Below are 23,271 nucleotides of genomic sequence, written 5' to 3' on the forward strand. Positions count from 1 at the left end.
CCGCCCGCGGCCGGACAGGAGGAGGGGACGTGAGCAATCCCGATCACGAGGACGCCACCACACGCCGTCCGGGGGCGGTGATCCCGGAACCGTCGGTCCCGCCGGAGTTCCCGCTGCCGCCCGAGCCGGTCGACGCCCCGGAATCCGCGCCGCCCGTCACCGGCGGGGCCCTGCCCGGGGTCACCGCGCCGGGAGTGCCGGCGCCCGAGGCCGAGACGGCCGCAACGGTCCCCGCCGCTCCGACCGCCGGCTCCACCTCGGTGCCTGCCGTGCCCCCCGTGCCCACGGCGACGCCGGTGCCCACGGGTGACGAACGCGGCACCACGACCGTCGCGGAGACCGCGATCGCCAAGGTCATCGGCATCGCCGTCCGGCAGGTGCCCGGCGTGCACGCCCTCGGGAGCAACGCCGCCCGCGCGCTCGGGCAGATCCGCGACGTCGTCGGCCAGTCCGACCATGCCCAGGGCATCTCCGTCGAGGTCGGCGAGCGCCAGGTCGCCGTGGACGTCACCCTCGTGGCCGGATATCCCTGGCCGCTGCAGGAGGTCGCTCGCAACGTCCGGACCGCGGTCTACGATGCTGTCGAAGGGCTGATCGGCAAGGACGTCGCCGAGGTGAACGTGACGATCACGGACATCGACGTCCCCGAGCTCGACCGTGCAGCGGGCGGGCGTGCCCATCCCGAGGCGAAGGAGCGACGCATCCCATGAGTCCCACCGTGACCGGCCTTGCCGTCGGTGCCGTTCTGGCCGTCGTCGCCCTCGCGTGGGGCTTCTGGGGCTTCCTGCTCACCGCCCTGTTCATGCTCGTCGGCGCCGTCGTCGGCCGGGTCGCCGACGGCAGGCTCGACCTGCAGGCCGTCGCGGACTCGTTGCGCGGCAAGCGCTCGTCTTCATGAGCGCCGCGGGAACCGTCGCCGATGACCGGACGGCCCCCGGCGCACTGCCCGGCCACACCCGGATCACCCAGCAGGCCATCTCGCGGGTCGTGACGATCGTCGCCGCGGAGGAGTTCGGCGTGCCCGTTACGACCGTGCGCACCCGCCTGCTCGACGACGCCGGCCGCCTCCACCTGCAGGTCGCGCTCCCCGTCCGCGCCCCGTCGCTGCTCGACCTCGCTCGAGACGACGGCGCTGACGGCCGCAGAGCACTGATCGCGCGGTCGGAGCAGGCGCGGGTGGGCATCGCGCGGCGTTCGAGCGAGTTGACCGGTGCCGTGGTCGGCCGTGTCGACGTGGATCTGACCGGCATCCACCGGCCGGTTCCGGGACGGCTGCCGTGACGGAGGACCGCCGCACGCAGCGTCTCCGCCGCCGCGAGACCCACTCGTCCCGCAGCGTCCCGTCCGTGGTCACCGCCGTCGTCGTGCTGCTGGTGCTGCTGTGGCTCTTCCTGGAGACGGCCCTCTCCGTCTCCGGGGCGCCCCCCTTGCTGCTCTCTCCGCTGACCGCCGCCCAGTGGCTCGCGGATCTCCCCCGGCAGGCCCCGGGGGCGGTGCTCGCCGTCGTCGGGCTGCTCGTCGCGCTCGTCGGTCTGCTGCTGCTCGCCCTTGCGATCCTGCCCGGCAATCGCCCGCGCTACGTGGTCACCGACGAGCGCAACGCGATCATCGTCGACTACGAGGTCGTCGCCTCCGCCGCGTCGCGGGTCGCCCGCACCGCCGCCGGCGTGTCCGCCGACCAGGTGCACTCGTGGGCGTCCCGCCGCGCGATCGAGGTGCAGGTGCACCCGACGTCGGGCCTGCCGGTCGACGAGGACGCGGTCCGGTCGGCGGTCGAGCGGGAGCTGGCGTCCTACGGCCTGGAACCGGTGCCTACCGTCTCCGTCGCCGTTGCCACCCGCGGGGCGGTGGGCGTGTGAGGCGCACCCCGCGCGGACTCAACCGCGTCCTGCTGGCCCTCGTCGGCCTGGTCCTGGTGGCCGTCGGCCTGCTCGTCGCCGTCGTCGGCTTCAGCGCCGACGCCTCGCAGCGCTGGCTCGTCGTCGCCCATCAGTCCTGGGACGGCCTCGTCGGGCTCGTCCGGTCCGCCCCGATTCCGGGCGGCCAGGCCAGCTGGGTGTCCCTCATCGTGCTGGTCCTGCTCGTCGCGGCGATGATCTTCATGCTCGTGTGGATCTTCTCCCAGGGCGGCGGCCGCACGAACCAGATGGCCATCGGCTTCCACGACGGGGACCTGCCCGGCCGCACCCGGATCCGGACCTCGCTCGTCGCGGATGCCGTGGAGCAGGCCGTCGAGCACGACGAGCAGGTGCTGTCCTCCCAGGTCAGCAGCTGGAGGGTCGGGCACGGCGACGGCCTGAACATCCGGCTGCAGGTGCGGAAGGGCGTGTGGCTGAGCGACACCCTGCGCACCGCCCGCGATCTCGTCACCGGCCTCGACCGCCTCACCGGGACCCGGGTCCCCGTGCTGATCCGCATCAGCAGCGGTGCCCGCGCTCGGCTCTCCCGCACCGAACGCGTGCAGTGACCGGCGCCTGACGCTCACCCCCACGTGCCCCTGTTTGCGCGTCGACGGCGCCGTCAGCGGGCCGCGGGACCGGCGCTCAGGACCAGACGCCGGAGGATCCGCGCCGGTGGCTGTCGACGAGGTGGGTGTCGACGATGCCGACCGCCTCCATCAGGGCGAACATGGTCGTCGGACCCACGAACCGGAACCCGCGAGCGCGCAGGGCCGCGGAGAGCGCCCGTGACTCGGGTGAGGTCGTCGGGATCTCCGCGATCGTGCGCGGCTGCGGCGTCACGTCGGGCCGGAAGGACCAGACCAGGGCGGGGAGGCCGCCGTCCTCGCGCAGCGCGACCGTCGCCCCGGCGTTGCCGATGGTCGCCAGGATCTTCGCGCGGTTGCGCACGATGCCGGCATCGGCCAGCAGCCGCTCGACGTCCGCGTCGCCGAACCCGGCGACCGTGTCCGGGTCGAAGTCGGCGAACGCCGCCCGGAAGGCCGGCCGCTTGCGCAGGATCGTCGCCCAGGAGAGGCCCGACTGGAACGCCTCGAGGCTCAGCCGCTCGAACAGGCCGCGCTCGTCGCGCACCGGCAGGCCCCACTCGGTGTCGTAGTAGGAACGCAACAGGGGGTCGGTGGCCGCCCAGCGCGGGCGGGCCAGGCCGTCGGCACCGACGACGACGTCGGCCGACGGCTCTTCCGGCTGCGCGGCCGGCAGCGATGCGGGCACGCGGCTCAGGCGTCCGACTCGTGGTCGGCCCGCTGGCGGGACGCGGTGCCCTCGGCCGGCGCGGTGAGCCGGGCGACGAGGGGGGCGAGGGCGGCGGCGCCCCCGGCTCGCGAGTCGTGGTCGACGGGCGGGGCGGTGAGGGCGTGGTACTCGGCGCCGAGCAGCCGCGCGAGCTCGGCGGCGGCACCGGCGGGCACGTGCGTGCGTCCGGGTGCGCTCGCCACGATGCGCCGCAGCACCCGGGTGCGCAGGGTCGCGAGGGCGGGGATGAGCACCGGCAGCGAGCCTGTCGTGCCCCGGTTGGCGGCGAAGGCCTGGTCGAAGTAGAGCAGCAGACCGCCGAGCCGCCAGTCATCCGTGCGCGATTCGAGATGTTCCAGCACCGTCGTCGCCCCGCTGTTGAACGCGAGCACCGCGGTCGACTCGTCGATCCCGGCGAGCAGGTCCCGGAGCCGCCGACGACGCGCCAGCAGGTCGTCCCCGACCACGGGAGCGAGTCGCTCGACCTCCGGCTGCGCGTCCGGGGAGTCGACGGCGGCCAGCAGTGTCGGAAGCCAGGCCGCCTCCGTCTCGCGAGCGTCGCCGGCGACGATCACCAACCGGCCTGCGGGCCACGTCACCGCGTGCGTGGGTGTCATGCGCTCATCGTAGGCCGACCTGCGGTTGTGTCCATTCGGTGACCCGGACGGCCCTCGGATCTCGGCACGGTGACCGGCGCGGTGACCGGCGTGGACGACCCGCGTCCCACCCGTTGAACGGGCGCGACACGACCGGCTGGACATCCGGCTCCGGCACACCGCCGGATGAGGAAGGACGCGCGGGCGATGTAGCCCGCGGAAGCGCGGGATTCCAGTGCGACGCGCCGCCTGTGGGTGACGTCACAGCGCGCGGAGCCGACCCGTGTCGATCGACATGAGGACGGGGATCGCGACTCCTGGCCCACAGGATCGCGCAGCCCGGGGATCACAGAAAGATAACGAAAGGCCTTGATGAATAACGAAACGATCGTCTAGTCTCGTGGGTAGCCCCGCTAGGCGGGGAATTCCCGAGGCTGCATCCGTTCGCTTTGCAGCCCAACATGCACGGCCCCTCTTCTCCACCGGACATCGCCATGAGGCGGGGCACTTCCATGACCTCGAACAGTCGCGGTTGGCGATGGCGCGCAGACAGCCTTGGACGGTTGGAGCGCAGGTGACCTCCTGGAGCATCGTTGTGAACAACTCCTCTCTTCTGTCCCGGAACCTCCGTCGCGGTGCCGCCGTCCTAGCCCTCACGGGCGCCGGCGTGGCCGTGACCGGCACGCAGGCGAACGCCGCCAGCGAGGCCACCTGGGACCGCGTCGCCCAGTGCGAGTCCGGCGGCAACTGGTCCATCAACACCGGCAACGGCTTCTCCGGCGGCCTGCAGTTCACCGCGTCCACCTGGGCGGAGTACGGCGGAACCGGTAGCCCGACCACCGCGTCGAAGGCCCAGCAGATCGCCGTCGCCGAGCGCGTGCTCGCGGGCCAGGGCTGGGGCGCCTGGCCGGTCTGCTCCGTGCAGGCCGGTGCCACCGGCTCCGCCGCCACCCCGACCCCGGTCCAGGCGGCCCCGAAGGTCCAGGTCCAGGCTGCTCCCGTGCAGCAGGCCCCGAAGGTCGCCGCTCCGGTCCAGGCCGCGCCCGTCCAGGCCGCCCCGGTCCGGCAGGCGCCCGTCCAGCAGGCGCCCGTCCAGGCCGCCCCGGTCCAGCAGGCTCCGGTCCAGGCCGCCCCCGTGCGCCAGGCGCCGGCGGTCAGCGGTACCTACACCGTCAAGGCCGGTGACACCCTGAGCCAGATCGCTCAGAAGCTCGGCGTCAAGGGTGGCTGGAAGGCCCTCGCCGACGCCAACCTGGCGACCGTCAGCAACCCGAACCTGATCTTCGTGGGCCAGACCCTGAACCTGCCTGCCTGATCATCCGGTCCTCCCGTCGCGGCTTCCTGCCGTGGACGGGACCCGTGTTCGGCCGGAGCGCCGTACTCCTCACGGAGTGCGGCGCTTCGTCGTTCCCGGCCTCGGCACCGGTGCGGCCGGGCCACCGTCGCCTCACGGGTCGGGACACGCCTCGTGTCAGCGCTGGCCGAACACCCGCCGGCACACGATGATGCCGGCCAGGGAGATCACGCCGACGATGGCGTAGTAGTAGCCCGGCGCCATCAGCGTCTTCAGGCCGGCGATCAACGCCGTCAGGATCAGCGGCGCCAGGCCGCCGAAGAGCGTCACGCCGAGGTTGTAGGCGATCGACATGCCCGTGGTGCGGATCTGCGTGGGGAACATCGCGGCGAGCAGCGCCGGCAGCGGACCGAAGTAGAACGCCATGAGCAGGCCGAGCACCACCTGCACCAGGGTCAGGACCGCGACGGTCGGCACTGCGACGATGAGCGCGAAGAGCGGCACGGCGAGCACGACGGCGGCGATCGCCGCGACCGTCATCACGCGGGCCGGTCCCACCCGGTCCGCCAGGTTGCCCACCAGCGGACACCCGACGAGCGAGACGATGCCGGAGATGATGCCACCGAGATAGCCCGCCCAGGACGGCAGGTGCAGGTTGGACACCGCGAACGTCGGCATGAACAGGATCAGGTAGACGGAGATCGAGGCGAGCCCGACGGTGGCCGTCGCCGCCACCCAGCGCGGCAGATGGTGAACGAGCGTCTGCCCGAGCGGGGAGGACTCCACCCGGTCCTCCATCGCGGCGAACTCCGGCGTCTCGTCCATCCGCAGCCGGATGTACAGGCCGACCGGCCCGATCAGCAGGCCGACGAGGAACGGCACGCGCCACCCCCAGCTGTACAGCGCGTCGTGGCTGATCAGCGTGTTCAGACCCAGGCCGAAGAGGGACGCCAGCAGCATCGCGGCGCCCTGCGTGGCGACCTGCCACGACCCGTAGAACGCCTTGCGGTTCGGGGCGTTCTCGATGAGGAACGCCGTCGCCGTGCCGAACTCGCCGCCCGCCGAGAAGCCCTGCAGCAGGCGCGAGAGCAGGATGACGAACGCGGCGGCCGGCCCGATCAGCTGCGCCGTCGGCGCGAAGGCCATCAGCGCGGTGCCGAGCATCATGAGCCCGATCGTCAGGGTCAGCGCCTTCTTCCGGCCGTGCCGGTCGGCGTAGCTGCCGAGCACCATGGCCCCGACCGGGCGGATCAGGTAGGACACCGCGAACGTGCCGAAGGTCAGCAGCAGGCCCAGTACCGCGCCCTGCTCCCCTGCGGACGGGAAGAACAGCGCGGAGATGACGACCGCGAGGGAGGCGTAGACGATGATGTCGAACCACTCGAGGGCGTTGCCGATCGAGGAGGCGACGACGGCACGCCGCGCCGTGGCGCGTTGGGCGGCCGAGACGGGCTCCGCGGTCGCGGTGCCCGCGGTAGAGCCGGCAGAGACGGGTTCGTGCTGCATGGCGGCTCCTTGCCGTCCTGGGACCGCCCTCGTGGCGGCCCGCGAAGTCCTCAGGCGGTGACGCGCGCGAACAGGGCGTCGAAGAACGCCTCGCAGGCCGCGATCTGCTCGAGTTCGATCCACTCGTCGGCCGTGTGTGCCTGGGCGATGTCGCCGGGGCCGCACACGATGGTCCCGATGCCGATGCCGTCGAACTGCCCGGCCTCGGTGCCGTAGGTGACTTTCTCCTCGCTCGGCAGGCCGCCGAGCTCGGCACCCAGGGCCAGCACGGGGCTGCCGGCCTCGGTGAACAGGCCCGGCACCTGGCCGACGACCTCGAGGGCGACCCCGGCGTCCGGGTTCTCCTCACGCATCCGGGCGTCGATCTCGTCGAGGGTGGAACGCACCCGGGCGGTCACCTCGTCGGCGTCGAGTGCGGCGACGGAGCGGAACTCGAACTCGATCACGCACCGGTCCGGCACGGTGTTGGACGCGATGCCGCCCTGGACGAGGTTCACGCCGCCCGTGCTGAACGGCACGACGTAGCCCTCGTCGAACGGGCCGTCCTGCCGCCACCCGTCGACCATGTCGGCGAAGGCGACGGCGAACCGGGACGCGTGGTGGATGGCGTTGACGCCGTCCGGGGTGAGGGAGGAGTGGGAGGCGACGCCGGTGAAGGTGGCCCGGAAGACGTTGACCGACTTGTGCTCGGCGATCACCCTCATGCTGGTCGGCTCGCCGACGATGCAGAACTCGGGGCGGATGCCGCGCCGCTCGAGCTCCTCGACCAGCCGGCCGGCGCCGACACAACCGATCTCCTCGTCGTAGCTCAGCGCCAGGTGCACCGGCGTCGTCAGGTCGGCCTCGGCGATCCGGGGCAGCAGGGTCAGGGCCGCCCCGATGTAGCTCTTCATGTCCGCCGCACCGCGACCGTACAGCTTCCCGTCGCGGACCTCGGCGGTGAACGGGTCGGTGGACCAGGCCTGCCCGTCCACGGGCACGACGTCGGTGTGGCCGGAGATCACGATGCCGCCCTCGGTGCTGCCGTCGGCGGCCGGGAACGTCGCGAACAGGTTGGCCTTGGTGCCCTCCTCGTTCGGCACCAGCAGCGGCTCGACGCCGAGCCGCCGGAGCTCCTCCGCCACGAGGTCGATCAGCTCGAGGTTGGAGTTACGGCTCGTCGTGTCGATCGCGATGAGCCGACGCGTCCAGTCGAGGGAGGTCAGGTCCTGCTCGGTCGTCGCTGCGCTCATCGGGTTGCGTCCTCCTGGTCTCGTCCGGCTCGTTCCCGGCTCGTCGTGGTCTTCCGTCGAGTCTATGCAGACGAAGCAAGCACGCTGTCGATTCACCGATCTGCAAGACTGCGGGGGTGAGTGCGGTGGCGACGGCGTTCTGGGTGACCGGCTGCGGTCGGGGCGAACTGCGGCAGGAGCCGTTGCGCGAGCCCGGTGAGACCGAGGTGCTCGTCCGTACCCTGCACACCGGCATCAGCCGGGGCACCGAGACCACGGTGTTCCAGGGCCGGGTGCCTCCGGAGGTCGCGGGGCAGATGCGAGCCCCGCACCAGGAGGGCGACTTCGGCGGGCCGGTCAAGTACGGCTACCTCAACGTCGGCGTCGTCGAGCAGGGCGCGGAGGCACTGGCCGGGCGCACCGTCTTCAGCCTCGCTCCCCATCAGGACCGTCTCGTGCTGCCCGCCGCGGAGGTGCACGTGGTGCCCGACGGCGTCCCCGCTCGCCGCGCGGTGCTCGCGGGCACCGTCGAGACCGCCGTCAACGGGATCTGGGAGGCCGGCCCGCGGCTCGGTGACCGGGTCGCCGTCGTCGGCGGCGGCATGGTCGGCGGCGCGGTCGCGGCCCTGCTCGCGGGCCACCCGCTGGGCCGCCTGCACCTGGTGGACCCGGATCCGGGGCGCCGGGCCCTCGCCGATGCCTTCGGGCTCACCCTGGTCAGCCCGGAGGAGGCGGCCGGGGACTGCGACGTCGTCATCCACGCCTCCGGCACCGAGGCGGGGCTGACCACCGCGCTGGACCTGGCGGGCGCCGACGCCGAGCTGGTCGAGATGTCCTGGTTCGGCACGCGCTCCCCGCGGGTGCCGCTCGGCGGCGCCTTCCACGCCCGCCGCCTGCAGCTGCGGGCCAGTCAGGTGGGCGAGGTCGCCCTCTCCCGGCGGGCTCGGCGCAGCCGCGGGGACCGGCTCGACCTGGCGCTGCGCCTGCTGGCCGACGACCGCTTCGACGTCTTCCTCACCGGCAGCAGCCCCTTCGCCGACCTGCCCGCCACGATGGGCCGCGTCACCGCGGCCGGGTCGACGGCGATGTGCCATGTGGTGGACTACCCCGGGAACGACGCCGACGCGACCACCGCCGACCGTTCCACCGCCGACCGGCCGGCCTCCGGGCCGATCCGATGACGAGAGGCCGACCATGTACCGCCTGACCGTCCGCGACCACGTCATGATCGCCCACTCGCTGCCCGATCCCGCCTTCGGGCCCGCACAGGCGCTGCACGGGGCCACCTTCGTCGTCGAGGCCACCTTCCACCGGGCCGAGCTGAACGAGAAGGCCATCGTCCTGGACATCGGGGTGGCGACGGCGGCCCTCGGGGCGGTGCTCGCGGACCTGAACTACCGCAACCTCGACGAGCACCCGGATCTGGTCGGGCAGCTGACGACGACGGAGCACCTCGCCCGGGTGATCGCGGACCGCCTCGCGGAGCATCTCGGCCGCGACCTGCCCGGCCACGGCGTCACCGAGCTGGACGTCGTCCTGCGGGAGCACCCGGACGCCTGGGCCGGCTATACCCGGTCCCTGGACTGAGCCGAGCGGCATGAGCGCGGTGGACCGGCTCGCCCTGCTGACCCCGGCCAACGTCCGGCACCGTAGCGGGGGCACCCTCTTCAACCGCGCCGTCGCGGCCCGGGCACGCACCCTGGGCCACCGGGTGGACGTGATCGACGTGCCGGGCCACTGGCCTCGGCCCGACCGGCAGGCTGCCGGACGGGTTCGCGCGGCCGCCACCGGGTACGGGCGCGTCCTCGTCGACGGTCTCATCGCGACCCGCAGCCCCGAGGTGCTCACCGACCTCACGCGGCGAGGCGTCCACACGGGCCTGCTCGTCCACTTGCCCGAACGGCACGGCGGCCCGCCCCAGGCGCGTGCCCTGGCGGCCGCCGACGTCGTGGTCGTCACGAGCGCCTGGACCGGGCGCTGGCTGCTCGCCCACGCGTGGCCCCTCACCGGCCGGCCCGCCGCGGAACTGACGGCCAGACTCGTGCTCGCCCGTCCCGGCGTCGGTGATCCGCAGGAGGCCGCCGGGACAGCCGGTGACCACCCGTCCCCGGACCCGCACCGCGCCCCCGCGATCGCCTGCGTGGCGGCGCTCACCCCGAACAAGAACCAGCTCACCCTCCTGCGGGCACTCAGCCGGCTCACCGACGCCTCCTGGTCCGCCGAGATCATCGGGAGCACGACGGCGGACCCGGCCTACGCGGCCCGGGTGCGCGACGCCGCCGCGTCCTTCGGGGAGCGCGTGCAGGTGACCGGGGAACGCGACGCCTCCTCCCTGGCCGCGCACTGGCCCGACGTCGACCTGCTCGTGCTGCCCTCGACGTGGGAGAGCTGGGGCATGGTGGTGACCGAAGGACTGCAGCACGGCGTGCCCGCCGTCGTCGGTCGCGGGACGGGCGCGGTCGAGGCGCTGACCGGAGCACACGGCAGCGGGCGCTGGGGCGGCATCGGCGCTGCGGCGGCACCGCGCGCCCTGCCCGGGGCCGCCGTCGACGCCGAGGATCCCGCCGCCCTCGCGGCGGTGCTCCACCACTGGCTCACCGACCCCGACGTGCGTGCCCGGTGGCGTGACGCGGCCACCGGCACGCACCCGCAGGGCTGGGACGCCGCCACCGCCGCGGTGCTGGCGGCCATGGACCCGCCGAGCCGCCGGCTCCGGGCGACGAACGCCCACCATCGAGACGGGATGAGGACNCCGCCGCGGTGCTGGCGGCCATGGACCCGCCGAGCCGCCGGCTCCGGGCGACGAACGCCCACCATCGAGACGGGATGAGGACGCGATGACGCAGCTCGATCCGATCAGCTCCGACTGGCTCGCCCTGCGCGAGCACGCCGACGACCGCGCTCGCACGGTCACGACCACCGACCTGCTCCCACCGCTGGTCCGGTCCCTCGACGCGGAGGCGACCTCAGCCGGCGGCGTGCCCGTGCTGTGCATCGACCTCGGCACCGGCACGGGTGCCAACCCCCGCTGGCTGATGCCGCGGCTCCCGCTCGCGCAGACGTGGCTGCTCGTCGACCACGACGAGGCCCTGCTGACCGAACTGCGGGAGCGGCTGTCGGGCCTCAACGTGCCGTGGGAACCGGTGGCCTCCGACGTCGCTCACCTGGGTGCCGTGCTGGCCATGCACCGGCAACCCGGCCAACCGGTGCTCGTCACCTGCGCCGCCCTGCTCGACCTGCTCGACAGCGCCACGGTCGAGGACCTGGCGGCGATCCTCCGGGACGCGGGCGCCCACGGCCTGTTCAGCCTCACCGTGGACGGCACCGGCACCCTCGACCCGGCCGGCCCGCTCGACGACGCGGTCCAGGCGGCGTTCAACGACCACCAGCAGCGGCACGGCCACCTCGGCCCGGACGGCGTCCCGGCGCTGCAGCGAGCGCTCGGCGACGGCGTCACGTCGACCGTGCACGTGACCGTCCGGCAGACCGACTGGCAGGTCGACGCGGCCGACCCCGCCGATCGCGCCCTGATCGAACGACTATTGCGCGATCGGGCCGCGGCGGTCGCCGAGCAGGTGCGTCGTGACGGCACGGATCTGACCGAGGAGCCGCAGGAGCCCGATCGGACGGCGCCCACGACCTCGGCCGCCCTGACACCACAGGACGTCGAAGCCTGGCGGGACGACCGGCTGGTCGCGGCCCGCGACGGCGCGCTGCGCCTGCGCGTCGGCCACCGGGACGTGCTGGTGATGCCGAGCGCCTGAGTGCGCGGCCGAACCGGCCGGCCCGACGCCGGTCGCGTCCGGTAAGCCCCGATACCGGCGCTCAGCGCCGGCCGGGACGCGGCTCAGCTGTTGGTGTCGTCCTCCTCGACCGAGGTGTCGGTGAGGTACCGCTCGCCGCTCTCGGTCTCGTGCAGTTCGTAGACGGTGGCGGCGGTGGCCGTGGCGTCGTCGCGCTCCTGGAGCGCACGCTCGCTCATGGGTTCGTCGACCGGGGCCCATTCGGGGTCGCCCCAGATGGCGCCGAGCCCCTTGGACGCCTTCGTCGGCTGCCCGGCGACGAACTCCTCGCCGTCCTCACCGCGCGACAGGGCGTCGTCGTCGCGGACCGTCGCCTCGCCCTCGTCGGCCTCCCGGCCCGGATCGATGCCGGGACTGGTCCGCGGCGGCCAGCCGGTGGCCTCCTCATCCGCGGCCGGATCGGGTCCCTCCACCGACTCGGGGTGGTTCGGATGTGACCTGCTCATGGTGCCCTCCTGCACGGCCGCGCCGTCCGCGACCGATCATTCGATTATCGAGAGATCAAGTGCTGTCAGCCTCCCACAGCGGGACCGCGGATGCCACCGCGGCGTCCTCGGGCGCTACACGTGCCGGTCGTCGCCCCGCTCGTCACTGGGTTCGTCATCGTGCTTGTCCTCGTGCTTGTCGTCGAGGCGCTCGATCAGCCGATGACGTTCATTCTCCCTCCGGGAGTACGTGGCGCTGCGGATCGCGTCCTCGTTGTCGAAACTCGATCCCAGCGCCCCGGCCACCGTGCCCAGGGAGCTCGACAGCCATGCCAGATCCAGATAGTCGGTGAAGTTGACGGGGTGGCCCAGCTGGCTGGCGAAGTAGTCCGAGTCGATCACGGCCACGGCGCCCACCAGCAGGATGACGTAGAGGGTCGCGTACATGATGAGGGCGCCCATGCCGATCGTCACCACGGTGAACGCGTTGTAGAGGACGGCCCGGCGGTTCGGCGCGGGACCGGCGGGCCGCTCCCACAGCGAATTGTGGAGGATCAGCCAGACCACGAAGAGGGCGACGGCGAACAGGCTGATCCCGGTGAGCCGCTCGGCGGTCAGCGAGTCAGACATCTGGTAGACGCTCGTGTAGAACACGCCGAACGCCCCGACGGCGGCCGAGGCGGCGAGCGCCCCGGACAGGGAGGGCAGCAGGCGCCACGGCCGGTTGCTGCGCACCATCCCGGCGAACAGCTGCAGGTACCCGCGCAGGCCGGTCAACTCGAACAGGGAGGACTCGGCGTCGGGTGCCGAGGTGCGGCGGATCGGTGCGAGCCGGGCCTCGACCGGGTTGTTGATCATCACCGGCTCCGCCTCGCCGACGTCCTCGGTGAAGATGACCCGCAGGCCCTCCTTGACAACCCGCCGGGCCCGGCGACGCACGCCGAAGACGCCGAGAGCCGGGACGGAGAGCAGGACGATCCTGTTCCGGTGGTCGAAGTCGCCGACCAGTCCCGGGCCCTCCAGCCCCAGACGGGGCAGGTCGGTCAAGTAGACGACGGCGTCCCAGCCGTGCCGTTCGCGCAGCATCGCGCCGGCGTCTCCGAGCGGGATCTCACCGGCAGCGTTGAGCGGCAGCGAGTCCACCACGCTCTCGACCGCCACCTCGTGGTCGCCGTCGAACGCGGCCCGCGCCGCCGCCTCCGCCGTCGGGATCAGCGCCTGGGCGATCCGGGCGGGGAAGCCGTCGTCGGCGACGATGCCGATGACGAGCCGGTCGATGCCGGGGGCGACCTCGCTCATGCGGTCGACTCCTCGGCGGCCGGTCGCCGGTCGGACCGCAGGTCGAAGTGCAAACAGGTGTCCGGGCCGAGCGGGAAGGAGCGCGACGGGGGCCGAAGCGCGCCGTCGAGGCGTTCGGCACCGGGGAACCGGACGCCGGGCACGCCGTCGCCGATCAGCACCGGCGCGATGGTGAGGAACAGGTGGTCGATCGCGCCGGCCGCGAGGAAGCGGGACACGGTCCGGCCGCCGCCCTCGATCAACACCCGGCCCAGCCCACGGTCGGCCAGCATGTCGAGGATCGCGGTGCACAGGATGCCGTCCTGGGCGCTGGGCAGCCGGGTCACGGTGACGTGCGGTGCCACCTCGGGTGTGACCGCGTCCCCTCCGACCAGCCACAGGGTGGGGGCGGCGCCGTCGGTCAGGACGCGGGCGGCGGGGCTGATCCGGGCGCTCGGGTCGACGACGACGCGGACGGGGTTGATGCCCGGCACGGAGCGGACGGTCAGTTGCGGGTCGTCCGCGACGACCGTGCCGGCGCCGACGACGACGGCGTCGACGAGGGCGCGCAGCCGGTGCAGGTGCTCGCGGTCCTCGACGGAGGTCAGCTCGGCGCCGTCCCCGCCTCGGGCGGCGATGAACCCGTCGGCGCTCTGGCCCATCTGGGCGATGACCACGCGCTCGGGGCCGGTGATGTCCCCGTACCGGCCGATCAGCTCGGGATCGGTGTCGGCCGCCGGGTCGTGCCGCATCCGGGCCCGCTTGGTGGCCAGGTAGCGCTCGTTCTCGGCACGGGCCGGGACGGCGAGGTTGTGACGTCCGACGACCTCGATGCCGAGCGCCTCGAGCGCGAGCTGCTTCGCCGGGTTGCCCGAGAGGAGGCTGATCCGGGTGGCACCGAGCGAGGCCAGGATCGCGGCGGCCGCGTGATACGTCCGCGCGTCCTCCTCGTGGCCGAGCGCGAGGTTGGCGTCGACCGTGTCCATGCCCGTGTCCTGCAGCTCGTAGGCGCGCAGCTTCTCGGCGAGCCCGATGCCGCGCCCCTCGTGCCCGCGCAGGTAGACCACCGCACCCCGCCCCACGGCCGCGATGGTCGCGAGCGCGGCGTCCAGCTGGTCCCCGCAGTCGCAGCGCCAGGACCCGAAGCCGTCACCGGTGAGGCACTCGGAGTGCACGCGGACCATGGGCGGGCCGGCGACGTCGCTGGACAGGTCTCCCTGGGAGAGGACGACGTGCTCGATGCCGGCGTCGTCGACGAATCCGAGCATGTCGAACACGCCGTGCCGACAGGGCAGGGACGTGGTGGCGACCCGGGTCACGACACTGGAGTGGGCGGTCATGGGTGAAGCCTTCCACATCGGTCCGAACGGTCCCAAGACGGCGGGGCCGAGCCGCCTGTGACCTGCACGGCCGCCGTTCGTGCCCCGATTCGGACACCGGCGGGGGCCTCGGTCCTGGCCCCGGTTCGGGCACCGGCCCAGACACCGTCCAGCCCGCCGTCGTAGCATGACCGCGTGGATCCGATCCTGGCGATGATCGAAGCGACGTGGTGGGCCGTGCCCGCCGCGGCCGGAGCAGGCGCCGCCGGATGGGCCGGACTGCGCACGCGCACCACCTCCCGGAACCGGCGCCTCGAGCTCGATGCCGCCCGGTACGAACTCCGCGCGGCCCGCGCCGATGCCGCCCGGTGTCGCGCCGACGTGCAGGCCGCCCGTGCGGAGGTCGCCCGGATCGAGGCGGAACGGGTGAGCGCCCGCGCGTCCGCCTCCGACGTCGCCGCCGCCCGGACCGCGCTGCAGGCGTCGCAGTCCCATCGACGCGCGGCCGCCGCGCAGCTGAGCGCTCACCGGGCCGACATCCGAGCCGCGCGGGCGGCCCTGCCCGAAGCACGCGCGAGCCGGGACGCGCTGCCGCTTCCCCGTCTGATCCGGGCGCACGACGCCGTCATGGTGCGGTGGATGGCGTACGAGACCGACCCCGCGCAGGCCGTCGCCCATCCCGAGATGACCGACGCGCGGTCGCCGCTGACCGGGGTGTTCCTGCGCGAACAGGCGCACGCCGGCCGGTTGCGGCCGGCCTCGCCGGACACGACGATGACGCCGGCGGAGTTCGCGGCGTACCGACAGGCCGTCCGCCGTCTCATCCGCGCCTTCGACGCCGCCGAGCACCACGTGCGGAACGGCCGTACGACCAGGCCGTCGTCGCAGGCGGCCGGCCCCTGGAACGACCTCGCGCAGGAACTGGCGCAGAACGCCCAGCGCGCCGTCGCCCGGTCGGCGGATGCCCTCGGCAGTGCGGCGGCCGTGGCGGCGGCCCGCGCCGCGGCCGGATGGGACCGCCGTCGCCGTCCGGGCGTCTGAGCCCGCCGGAGGACGGCTGCCGGCGGTCGTCGCGATCCGGGAGGCGCTCTGTCCCGGGACACGCCGGCGCCATCCGGGATCGAGTGTCATATCCCCCTGACGACCTGCGTGTCGCGGGACCGGCTGGATCGACCGGCCCGACCGCCGCGCCTCCGTTCGCTCTAGCCCTCGGCGCCGTCCAGCCGCTCGGCGTAGCGGCTCAGTGCGTCCCGGACGAACGCCGCGTTCTCGGTCCCGCCATAGGTGACGGCGAACCGGTCGTCGGCGACGTACATCTCGCCCAGGCCCCGCAGATACGCTGCGGCGGGGGCGCCGGTGCCGTACCCGGGCGTTCCCGGGATGGACGCGAGCCAGTCGGCGTGCCGGGCGGCGAGCGCCTGCGCGGCCTCCCCGTCGGGATTCTCGCCGGCCGCGGCAGCCGCCGCCCAGTCGCGCTGCAGCCGCTCACTGGCCTCCCGCCACTGCGTCCGCTCGTCGTCGTTCATCCCCCGCCACCAGGTGTCGGCGTCGCGCCAGGACTGTTCGCCCCAGCGCTCCCGGACCTCCTGCCGGTACTGCGTGTGGTCGAAACCGTTCAGTGATTCCTCGGCCATCAGGTCGTCTCCTTCCGCGAGCCGGTGCAGGGTCGCCTGCACGGCGGTGATCTGGTCGTCCAGTCGCTGCTGCTCGAGGCGGAGCCACCGCAGGTGCACGCCCAGGGCCTCGGCCGGGTCGGCCTGCCGGGCCATCACCTCGCGGATCCGCGGCAGGCCGAGCCCGAGCTGGCGCAGCAGCAGGATGCGCTGCAGGGCCACCAGGCCGGTCTGGTCGTAGTAGCGGTAGCCGTTGGCGCCGATCCGGCTCGGTTCGAGCAGGCCGACGTCCCCGTAGTGGCGCAGCGTGCGGCTGGTGGTGCCGGCCAGTCGCGCGATCTGGTGGATGGACCATTCCATGACCACCACGCTAGGAGTTGACGTAGCGTCAAGGTCAAGCAGTGGACGAGGTCGAGAGTCAGCGCGTCTAGAGTCGGCGCGTCGACAGTCAACGAGTCGACGCCGATGGTGGCGACCTCAATCGGCCGGGGTCACTCCACTGGCAGGGTGAGGAACGCCGCGACGGCGGCCCCGAGGGCGGCCGCGTCGTCGACGTGGCACATCTCGCGCACCGAGTGCATCGACAGCAGGCCGAGCCCGACGTCGATGGTGCGGATGCCGAGCCGGGTGGCCGTCAGCGGGCCGATGGTCGATCCGCACGGCACCCCGTTGTGGGACACGAACTCCTGGTACGGCACGCGGGCGGCCGCGCACGCCCGCGCCCACATCGCCGCGCCGACCGCGTCGGTCGCGTACCGCTGGTTGGCGTTGAGCTTGAGCAGCGGGCCGGCGCCGGGCCGTGGCCGGTTGACGGGGTCGTGCCGGCCGGGCTGGTTGGGGTGGACGAGGTGTCCCGCGTCGACCGACAGGCAGGTCGATGCGGCGAGCGCACGACGCAGGTCCACGGCGTCACCGCCGAGCCCGTCGGTGATCCGCTCGAGCACGTCGGCGAGCAGCGGACCGGAGGCGCCGGAGCGGGACTGGGAGCCCAGTTCCTCGTGGTCGAACGCGGCCAGCACCGAGATCAGGGTGCCGTCTCCGGGTGCGGCGATCATCGCCAGCAGCCCGGCGTGCATCGCGGAGAGGTTGTCCAGCCGTCCGGACGCGAGGAACTCCTCGGCACCGCCGAAGCGGCGGGGCGGCTGCGTGTCCGCGACGACGAGATCCCAGCCGACGACGTGCTCGGGGTCGATCCCGCTGCCGCGCAGCAGCCGGTCCATCAGCCCGCCGGGGTCGCCGGCGCCCCACACGGGCTGCACCCCGGTCTGCCGGTCCAGGGCCAGTCCCTCGTTGACCGTGCGGTCCAGGTGGATGGCCAGCTGCGGGATCCGGGCGACGGGGCCGGTGGCGATCAGGTGCTCGGCGCCGTGCCGGGTGGTGACCCGGCCGGCGAAGCACAGCTCCCGGTCGAGCCAGGAGTTCAGCAGTGGGCCGCCGTAGATCTCGACGCCGGCCTGCTGCCAGCCGAGCAGGCCGACGTCGGGGTGCGGCTTGAGCTTGAAGCCCGGCGAGTCGGTGTGGGCGCCGATCACGCGGTACCCGGTGGCAGGCCCGGCGCCGTCGGGCACCACCCAGGCGACGAGTGCCCCGTCCCGGACGACGAGGTAGCGGCCCGGGCCGAGGCCGGACCAGTCGTCGCGCTCGTCCAGCGTGGTGAAGCCGTGCTCACCGAGACGGCGGGCGCCCTCGGCGGCCGCGTGGAAGGAGGACGGGGACGCGGTGACGAACGCGGCCAGGTCCTCGATGTACTCGTCCACGTTGTGCGCACCGTCGTCCGTCATGCGCCCAGTCTAGAGAGGATGTGGGGTCCGGCCTGCGGAGACGCTCAGCCCAGCAGCTCGTCGGGGTAGCACCACAGCCATGCCTCGCTGGGCTCGATGCTGCGCATCACCGGGTGCCCGGTCTCCTCGTGGTGCCGGCGGGCGTGCGTGCCCGGCGAGGAGTCGCAGCATCCGACGTTGCCGCAGGTCAGGCACATCCGCAGGTGCACCGTCGGGGTGCCCTCGCGGTCGCAGTCGAGGCAGTGGTCCGCGTTCGCCTCGGGCTGGTCGCGGTCACGCGCCTCGTCGAGGTGTTCGCACTCACCGGCGATGGCCGACGGCGTGACCAGGTCCTCGTCGTCCTCCTCCGCCTCGCCGCCGGCCGAGAGGACGACGGCTTCCTCCATGTCGAGGGAGTCCATGACGCGCTGCAGGACGGCGTGGTCGACGCCGCGGTCGGCGCGGATCCGCAGCGCCTCGTCGCGCTCGGCGCGCAGCATCTTGATACGCAGGGCACGGTAGGTCTGGGCCGGCGTCTTGTGCTCGGTCTGCGAGCCGAGTGCCTCCCAGGAGCGGTTGATGCGTCGTTCGGCCATCCGGCGCAGCTCGTCGACGGTCTCGGGGTCCATGGCGTGCGCCTCGTCGATCTCGTCGAGCCGCTGCACGCCGGCCTCCATGACCCGCTGGACCGCGTGGGCCTCCTGCAGGGCGTCCTCGGAGCGTCCCGGGCCCCGGACCCCGACCCACCGGGCGAACGCGGGCAGCAGAGAGCCCTCGATCAGCACCGACCCGACGGCCACGACCATGGCGATCAGCACGAGCACCTCGCGGCGCGGCGTCTCCGGCGGCAGCGCGAACGCGGCGGCCAGCGTCACCACGCCGCGCATGCCGGCAAACGCCAGCACGGCGGACTCGGGCACGCTGAGCGGCCGGCCCTCCGCGCCACGGCCGAGGACGACGGCGAACCGGGTGACGAACACCCAGATGAAGCGCAGCGCCACGACGGCGATGAACACCGCGGCGCACAGGGCGATGATGGGGACCGCGCCGATCTGCGTCTCGCCGACCGCGCCGAGGATCGTGGACAGCTGCAGCCCGATGATGAGGAAGACGAGGTTCTCGAGCAGGAACTGCACCGTGCGCCAGTTGGTGGACTGGCTGATGCGGCTGAGCGCGTTCTGCTGCTCCGGCGAACGGTGGGCGATGATCAGGCCGGCCACGACGACGGCGAGCACGCCCGAGCCGTGGATCGCCTCGGCGGGTTCGAACGCCAGCCACGGGGTGATGAGCGAGAGCCCGGTGTTGACGGACGGGTTGGTCACGCGCACGTGCACCTGGCCGATGATCCAGGCGACGACGACGCCGACGCCCGCGCCGCCGAGCGCGCTGAGCAGGAAGCCGCCGGTCACCGACCCGAAGGACGCCGCGCCGGACATGGCCGAGAGGGCCGTGCCGAACAGCACCAGGGCGGTGGCGTCGTTGAGCAGGGACTCGCCCTCGAGCATCGTCAGCACGCGGCGGGGCAGCCCGATCGTGCGGCCGATCGCGGAGGCGGACACCGCGTCCGGCGGCGCGACCACCGCGCCGATCGCGAAGGCGGCGGCGAAGCCGATGGGAAGCAACCACCACACGGCCAGGCCCACGCCGAACGCGGTGAAGGCCACCAGGCCGATCGAGAGCAGCAGGATGGGCCGCGCCTCCGAACGCACGTCGAGCAGGGAGACGCCGATCGCGGAGGCGTAGAGCAGGGGTGGGAGCAGCCCGGTGAGGATGATCTCGGGGTCGATCGGCTCGTGCGGGACGAACGGCAGGAACGAGGCGCCGATGCCGACGACGACGAGCGCGAGCGGTGCGGCCACGCCGAGACGACGCGCGAGCGGTGCCACGACGAGCACCGTCACGATCATCAGCAGGATCCAGATGCCCTCGATCATGCGCCGCGCTCCTCTCCTGCCTCGTCCGTCAGTCGTTCATCGCTCACTCGGGTGACCGGCCTGGGTGTGCCGGTCGGTGTGCGCCGGTCTGCATGCGCCGGTCCGTGGTCGACCGTCGTCGGTGTACACCGCCGCGGTCACCTCACGGTGACCGCAGCGTGTGATCGTGCGCCTGCCGGTCGCCTCAGGCGGCGGGGGAGGCGACGGCCTGCTCGATCGGCGTCGAGCCGTCCGTGAAGCCGATCGTACGTCCGACGGAGGCCGGATCGGCGAGCGCGGCGGCCACCACGAGGGCGACGTTCGCGCGGGAGGAGCCGGCGCGGCTCGCGCGGTCCGCGGGCGGGTCGACCTCGATGGCGCCGGTCGGCTCGTCCAGGGTCAGGGACCCGGGAGCGACGATGGTCCAGTCCAGGGAGCTGTCGCGCAGGTAGGCGTCGGCAGCGGCCTTGGACTCGGCGTAGGCGTAGAAGCCGTCGGACGGGTCGATGCCGTGGTCCGGTCCGGCGCCGAGGTACGACACCATGACGTAGCGGCGGACGCCGGCGGTCGCGGCGGCGTCGATCGACCGGATGGCCGCGTCGCGGTCGACGGCCCACGTGCGTTCGGGGCTGCCTCCGCCGGCGCCGGCGGAGAACACGACGGCGTCGTGCCCGGAGAGTCGGGCGGCGATCTCGTCGGTAGCGGCCGACTCGAGGTCGAAGACGACGGGCTCGGCGCCGGTGGCGGCGACCTCGTCGGTGTGCTCCGGGTTGCGGAACAGGGAGGTGACCTGGTGGCCGGCGCCGGTGAGGTCACGGGCGAGCAGGAGGGCGACCTTGCCGTGGCCGCCGAGGATGGCGATGCGGGACATGCTTCTCCTCCGTCTCATCGAGGGTGGGTTTCACCCGGCGACAACACGGGCCGGGATCGTTCGATTCCCGGCCCGTGCTGCTGCGGCGCTCGATGAGGCGCCCTCTTCGCGTCAGCGGCTGGGCGTCAGCGTTCCCGCGTCGGGGTCCGGCGTGCCGGCGGAGGCGACCGTGTCGAACGGCAGCGCCTCGAGGTCGAGCAGCTCGTTCTCGTGCTGGCCGGCGACGAGCTCGGCGGCCTCCTGCTCGGACTGCACGTTCGGCATCGAGCCGAGCATCGGTCGGCCGGCGGTCTCGGGCATCCGCCAGATGGCGAGCAGGCCGAGGACGGAGAAGAACATGAGGTACCAGGCCGGCACCATGTCCTGCCCGGTCAGCTGGATCAGACCCTGCACGAGCAGCGGGGTGGTGCCGCCGAAGATGGCGACGGCGAAGTTGTACGCCACGCCCATCGCGCCGTAGCGGCTCGCCGTCGGGAACAGCGCCGGCAGCGAGGAGGCGAGGTTGGCGACGTACGGCATCACGCACAGCGCCACCAGGCACAGGCCGAGGATGGTCGACCACAGCGCGCCGATGGCCAGCAGGCTGAACGCGGGGATCATCAGCACGATGGTCGCGATCGCCGCGGTGGCGAGCACAGGGCGCCGGCCGAAGCGATCCGACAGGCGGCCGGTCCACGGGATGCCCGCGGACATCGCGACGAGCACGGGGATCGTCAGCACGGTGCCGTGCAGCGCGTCGTAGCCGAGGGTGTCGGTCAGGTACGTCGGCATGTACGACGTCAGCGCGTAGCCGACGGTGTTGGCGGCGGCGACGAGGAACATCGCGATCGCCAGCTCGCGCCAGTGGGAGCGCACGATGCCGATCAGGCCGAGGCGGGGCTCGGTCGCGGCGCCCCCGGAGGAAGCCGTGGCGGCGTCGGCCTGCTCGCGCATCGCCTGGTTCGCCTCGAACTGGGGTGACTCCTCGATCCGGAGACGGAAGTACAGGCCGATCAGGCCGATCGGGCCGGCGATGAGGAACGGCCAGCGCCAGCCGCCGTCGAGCATGCCCTGGGTACCCATCGCGAGCTGGAAGATCGAGACGGTGCCGGCACCGACGGCGAAGCCGAGGTAGCTGCCGACGTCCAGGAACGAGGAGAGGAAGCCGCGGCGGCGGTCCGGCGCGTACTCCGTCACGAACGTGGTCGCACCGGCGTACTCGCCCCCGGTGGAGAAGCCCTGGATCATGCGCATCACGACGAGCAGCACGGGCGAGAGGACGCCGACCTGCTCGAACGTGGGCAGGAGGCCGATGACGAAGGTGCCGGCGGCCATCATCAGCATGGTCACCGCGAGCGTGCGCTGGCGGCCGATCTTGTCGCCGAGCGGGCCGAACACGAGACCGCCGAGCGGGCGGACGAGGAAGCTGACGGCGAAGGCGGCCAGGGAGGCCAGCAGCTGGGCACCCGGGTCGCTGGCCGGGAAGAACACCTGACCCATGGTGACCGCGAGGTAGCCGTAGATCCCGAAGTCGTACCACTCCATGGCGTTGCCGACGACGGTGCCGCTGACGGCCTTGCGCAGCGTCGGCCGGTCGACGACGTTGACGTCGTCGACGGTCAGTTCACGACGTCGGGCACGACGGCGCGCGCGGCTCTCGGCGGCGCGCTCGGGGCGGCTCTCGGGGTGGTGGTCGAAACGCTGAGCGGACTGCTCTGGATTGCTGGATTCGGGCGGCATGGTGCCTCTCGGGTCGATGACAAAACCCGTCGAGCCTACCGGGATCCAGACCGGTCTCCTATTTCTCATGCGGACAGAATCGGTCCGGAGACCTGTCGGGACGGGGATCAGACCGAGTCGCCGGCCCCTAGGCTCGGGGCATGATGACACAGCCGGACAGCACCGAGACACCCGTCGTGACACCCGCCGTCACACCCGCAATCTCACCCACGATCTCCCCGTCGTCGGACCGCCCGTTCCTGGCCCTGACCGGAGTGGTCCTGGACAGCGACGACCCCCCTGCCCTCGCCGATTTCTATCACCGGCTCCTCGGGTTCCCCTACGGCACCCGGGAGCCGGAGTGGGTGACACTGCGGGCCCCGTCGGGAGCGGGCCTGTCCTTCCAGTACGAGGCGCGCTGGGTGCCCCCGGTCTGGCCGGCCGGCGAGGGCGACCCCGCGATGATGATCCACCTGGACGTGGCCGTCCACGACCTGGAAGCGGCCGTGGCCTTCGCCGAGCGGACCGGCGCGCGCCTCGCGGAGTTCCAGCCGCGGGACGACGTGCGCGTCATGCTCGACCCCGCGGGCCACCCGTTCTGCCTGTTCCTCGACGGGCCAGGCGCGGAGGACGCCTGACCGGGGTGGACGTCAGGGCACGGCGACGCATCGTCAACAGGTTCCACACCCACACTTGTCCACAGGTTGTGCACGATGTGGGCAGAGAACAGCGAACTGATGCGGCGATCGTGCTGAAACGGTGCGCTGAGGCCGAGGCATCACGGGGGCGG

24 protein-coding genes are annotated in these 23,271 nt (G+C 73.0%); 12 read left to right on the forward strand and 12 right to left on the reverse strand.

Going from position 1 to position 23,271, the window contains the following annotated elements; genetic code table 11:
• Nucleotides 1–29: 29 nt before the first annotated feature.
• The 5 genes from V6N00_RS17240 to V6N00_RS16175 are packed head-to-tail and all read left to right on the forward strand — an operon-like array spanning nucleotide 30 to nucleotide 2,467.
• Nucleotides 30–710 carry an Asp23/Gls24 family envelope stress response protein gene (locus V6N00_RS17240; RefSeq protein ID WP_416385104.1) on the forward strand — a complete coding sequence of 227 codons (681 nt, stop codon included), beginning with the start codon at nucleotides 30–32 and terminating at the stop codon, nucleotides 708–710.
• Nucleotides 707–898 (forward strand): DUF2273 domain-containing protein, encoded by a 192-nt coding sequence (locus tag V6N00_RS16160; RefSeq protein WP_334233967.1) that lies wholly within the window; start codon nucleotides 707–709, stop codon nucleotides 896–898. Before V6N00_RS17240 ends, V6N00_RS16160 begins: the two co-directional genes overlap by 4 nt.
• Nucleotides 895–1,281 carry a hypothetical protein gene (locus V6N00_RS16165; protein WP_334233969.1) on the forward strand — a complete coding sequence of 129 codons (387 nt, stop codon included), beginning with the start codon at nucleotides 895–897 and terminating at the stop codon, nucleotides 1,279–1,281. The genes V6N00_RS16160 and V6N00_RS16165 overlap by 4 nt, the downstream gene beginning before the upstream one ends.
• A complete protein-coding gene (locus tag V6N00_RS16170) occupies nucleotides 1,278–1,859 on the forward strand; it encodes a DUF6286 domain-containing protein (RefSeq protein WP_334233970.1) in 582 nt (193 codons plus the stop codon). Before V6N00_RS16165 ends, V6N00_RS16170 begins: the two co-directional genes overlap by 4 nt.
• Complete coding sequence (locus V6N00_RS16175; RefSeq protein ID WP_334233972.1) at nucleotides 1,856–2,467, forward strand: hypothetical protein; 612 nt, start codon at nucleotides 1,856–1,858, stop codon at nucleotides 2,465–2,467. The genes V6N00_RS16170 and V6N00_RS16175 overlap by 4 nt, the downstream gene beginning before the upstream one ends.
• A gap of 76 nt (nucleotides 2,468–2,543) precedes the next feature.
• On the opposite strand, the gene V6N00_RS16180 is transcribed toward V6N00_RS16175, so the two are convergent.
• Together V6N00_RS16180 and V6N00_RS16185 are read right to left on the reverse strand one after the other, a co-directional pair.
• Nucleotides 2,544–3,173 carry a DNA-3-methyladenine glycosylase I gene (locus V6N00_RS16180; protein WP_334233974.1) on the reverse strand — a complete coding sequence of 210 codons (630 nt, stop codon included), beginning with the start codon at nucleotides 3,171–3,173 and terminating at the stop codon, nucleotides 2,544–2,546.
• A gap of 5 nt (nucleotides 3,174–3,178) precedes the next feature.
• Complete coding sequence (locus V6N00_RS16185) at nucleotides 3,179–3,811, reverse strand: hypothetical protein (protein WP_334233976.1); 633 nt, start codon at nucleotides 3,809–3,811, stop codon at nucleotides 3,179–3,181.
• Between the two features lie 553 nt (nucleotides 3,812–4,364).
• Between V6N00_RS16185 and V6N00_RS16190 the strand changes: the two genes are divergently transcribed.
• Nucleotides 4,365–5,105 (forward strand): transglycosylase family protein, encoded by a 741-nt coding sequence (locus tag V6N00_RS16190; RefSeq protein ID WP_334233978.1) that lies wholly within the window; start codon nucleotides 4,365–4,367, stop codon nucleotides 5,103–5,105.
• 156 nt (nucleotides 5,106–5,261) lie between these two features.
• On the opposite strand, the gene V6N00_RS16195 is transcribed toward V6N00_RS16190, so the two are convergent.
• Together V6N00_RS16195 and argE are read right to left on the reverse strand one after the other, a co-directional pair.
• A complete protein-coding gene (locus V6N00_RS16195; RefSeq protein ID WP_334233979.1) occupies nucleotides 5,262–6,590 on the reverse strand; it encodes an MFS transporter in 1,329 nt (442 codons plus the stop codon).
• A gap of 50 nt (nucleotides 6,591–6,640) precedes the next feature.
• The gene (gene argE, locus V6N00_RS16200; RefSeq protein ID WP_334233981.1) at nucleotides 6,641–7,822 is read right to left on the reverse strand and encodes an acetylornithine deacetylase; all 1,182 of its coding nucleotides are present in this window, start codon (nucleotides 7,820–7,822) and stop codon (nucleotides 6,641–6,643) included.
• Between the two features lie 116 nt (nucleotides 7,823–7,938).
• Here argE and V6N00_RS16205 point away from each other — a divergent pair, with 116 nt between their 5' ends.
• The 4 genes from V6N00_RS16205 (at nucleotide 7,939) to V6N00_RS16220 (ending at nucleotide 11,565) form a co-directional block, all read left to right on the forward strand.
• Nucleotides 7,939–8,982 (forward strand): zinc-dependent alcohol dehydrogenase, encoded by a 1,044-nt coding sequence (locus tag V6N00_RS16205; RefSeq protein ID WP_334233983.1) that lies wholly within the window; start codon nucleotides 7,939–7,941, stop codon nucleotides 8,980–8,982.
• Nucleotides 8,983–8,995: 13 nt separating this feature from the next.
• On the forward strand, nucleotides 8,996–9,388 hold the full coding sequence (locus V6N00_RS16210; protein ID WP_334233985.1) for a 6-pyruvoyl trahydropterin synthase family protein: 393 nt from the start codon (nucleotides 8,996–8,998) through the stop codon (nucleotides 9,386–9,388).
• Between the two features lie 10 nt (nucleotides 9,389–9,398).
• Nucleotides 9,399–10,631 (forward strand): glycosyltransferase family 4 protein, encoded by a 1,233-nt coding sequence (locus tag V6N00_RS16215; protein WP_334233986.1) that lies wholly within the window; start codon nucleotides 9,399–9,401, stop codon nucleotides 10,629–10,631.
• Nucleotides 10,632–10,638: 7 nt separating this feature from the next.
• The gene (locus tag V6N00_RS16220; RefSeq protein WP_334233988.1) at nucleotides 10,639–11,565 is read left to right on the forward strand and encodes a class I SAM-dependent methyltransferase; all 927 of its coding nucleotides are present in this window, start codon (nucleotides 10,639–10,641) and stop codon (nucleotides 11,563–11,565) included.
• An 83-nt stretch (nucleotides 11,566–11,648) separates the two neighbouring features.
• On the opposite strand, the gene V6N00_RS16225 is transcribed toward V6N00_RS16220, so the two are convergent.
• From V6N00_RS16225 to ribA, 3 genes are all read right to left on the reverse strand, one after another.
• On the reverse strand, nucleotides 11,649–12,050 hold the full coding sequence (locus V6N00_RS16225) for a hypothetical protein (protein ID WP_334233991.1): 402 nt from the start codon (nucleotides 12,048–12,050) through the stop codon (nucleotides 11,649–11,651).
• Nucleotides 12,051–12,164: 114 nt separating this feature from the next.
• Nucleotides 12,165–13,328, reverse strand: a complete 1,164-nt coding sequence (locus V6N00_RS16230) for a hypothetical protein (protein ID WP_334233993.1) — start codon at nucleotides 13,326–13,328, stop codon at nucleotides 12,165–12,167.
• Complete coding sequence (gene ribA / locus V6N00_RS16235) at nucleotides 13,325–14,647, reverse strand: GTP cyclohydrolase II RibA (protein ID WP_334233994.1); 1,323 nt, start codon at nucleotides 14,645–14,647, stop codon at nucleotides 13,325–13,327. Before ribA ends, V6N00_RS16230 begins: the two co-directional genes overlap by 4 nt.
• Nucleotides 14,648–14,821: 174 nt before the next feature.
• On the opposite strand from ribA, the gene V6N00_RS16240 reads away from it, so the two are divergent.
• Nucleotides 14,822–15,667 (forward strand): hypothetical protein, encoded by an 846-nt coding sequence (locus V6N00_RS16240; protein WP_334233996.1) that lies wholly within the window; start codon nucleotides 14,822–14,824, stop codon nucleotides 15,665–15,667.
• Nucleotides 15,668–15,828: 161 nt separating this feature from the next.
• Here the strand turns inward: V6N00_RS16240 and V6N00_RS16245 are convergent, their stop codons facing one another.
• The 5 genes from V6N00_RS16245 to V6N00_RS16265 form a co-directional block, all read right to left on the reverse strand.
• Nucleotides 15,829–16,599: a MerR family transcriptional regulator gene (locus tag V6N00_RS16245; protein ID WP_334233998.1), complete on the reverse strand. Its 771-nt coding sequence runs from the start codon at nucleotides 16,597–16,599 to the stop codon at nucleotides 15,829–15,831.
• Nucleotides 16,600–16,730: 131 nt separating this feature from the next.
• Complete coding sequence (locus tag V6N00_RS16250; RefSeq protein WP_334234000.1) at nucleotides 16,731–18,020, reverse strand: M18 family aminopeptidase; 1,290 nt, start codon at nucleotides 18,018–18,020, stop codon at nucleotides 16,731–16,733.
• A gap of 44 nt (nucleotides 18,021–18,064) precedes the next feature.
• Nucleotides 18,065–19,933, reverse strand: a complete 1,869-nt coding sequence (locus V6N00_RS16255; protein WP_334234002.1) for a Na+/H+ antiporter — start codon at nucleotides 19,931–19,933, stop codon at nucleotides 18,065–18,067.
• A gap of 184 nt (nucleotides 19,934–20,117) precedes the next feature.
• Complete coding sequence (locus V6N00_RS16260; RefSeq protein WP_334234004.1) at nucleotides 20,118–20,783, reverse strand: SDR family oxidoreductase; 666 nt, start codon at nucleotides 20,781–20,783, stop codon at nucleotides 20,118–20,120.
• Between the two features lie 111 nt (nucleotides 20,784–20,894).
• Entirely contained in the window at nucleotides 20,895–22,502 is a 1,608-nt protein-coding gene (locus V6N00_RS16265) for an MFS transporter (protein WP_334234005.1), read from the reverse strand.
• Between the two features lie 140 nt (nucleotides 22,503–22,642).
• On the opposite strand from V6N00_RS16265, the gene V6N00_RS16270 reads away from it, so the two are divergent.
• On the forward strand, nucleotides 22,643–23,119 hold the full coding sequence (locus V6N00_RS16270) for a VOC family protein (protein ID WP_334234006.1): 477 nt from the start codon (nucleotides 22,643–22,645) through the stop codon (nucleotides 23,117–23,119).
• The last annotated feature ends 152 nt before the right edge of the window (nucleotides 23,120–23,271 follow it).

Origin of the sequence: Tersicoccus mangrovi, assembly GCF_036881825.1 — a bacterium.
Lineage (GTDB): Bacteria > Actinomycetota > Actinomycetes > Actinomycetales > Micrococcaceae > Tersicoccus > Tersicoccus mangrovi.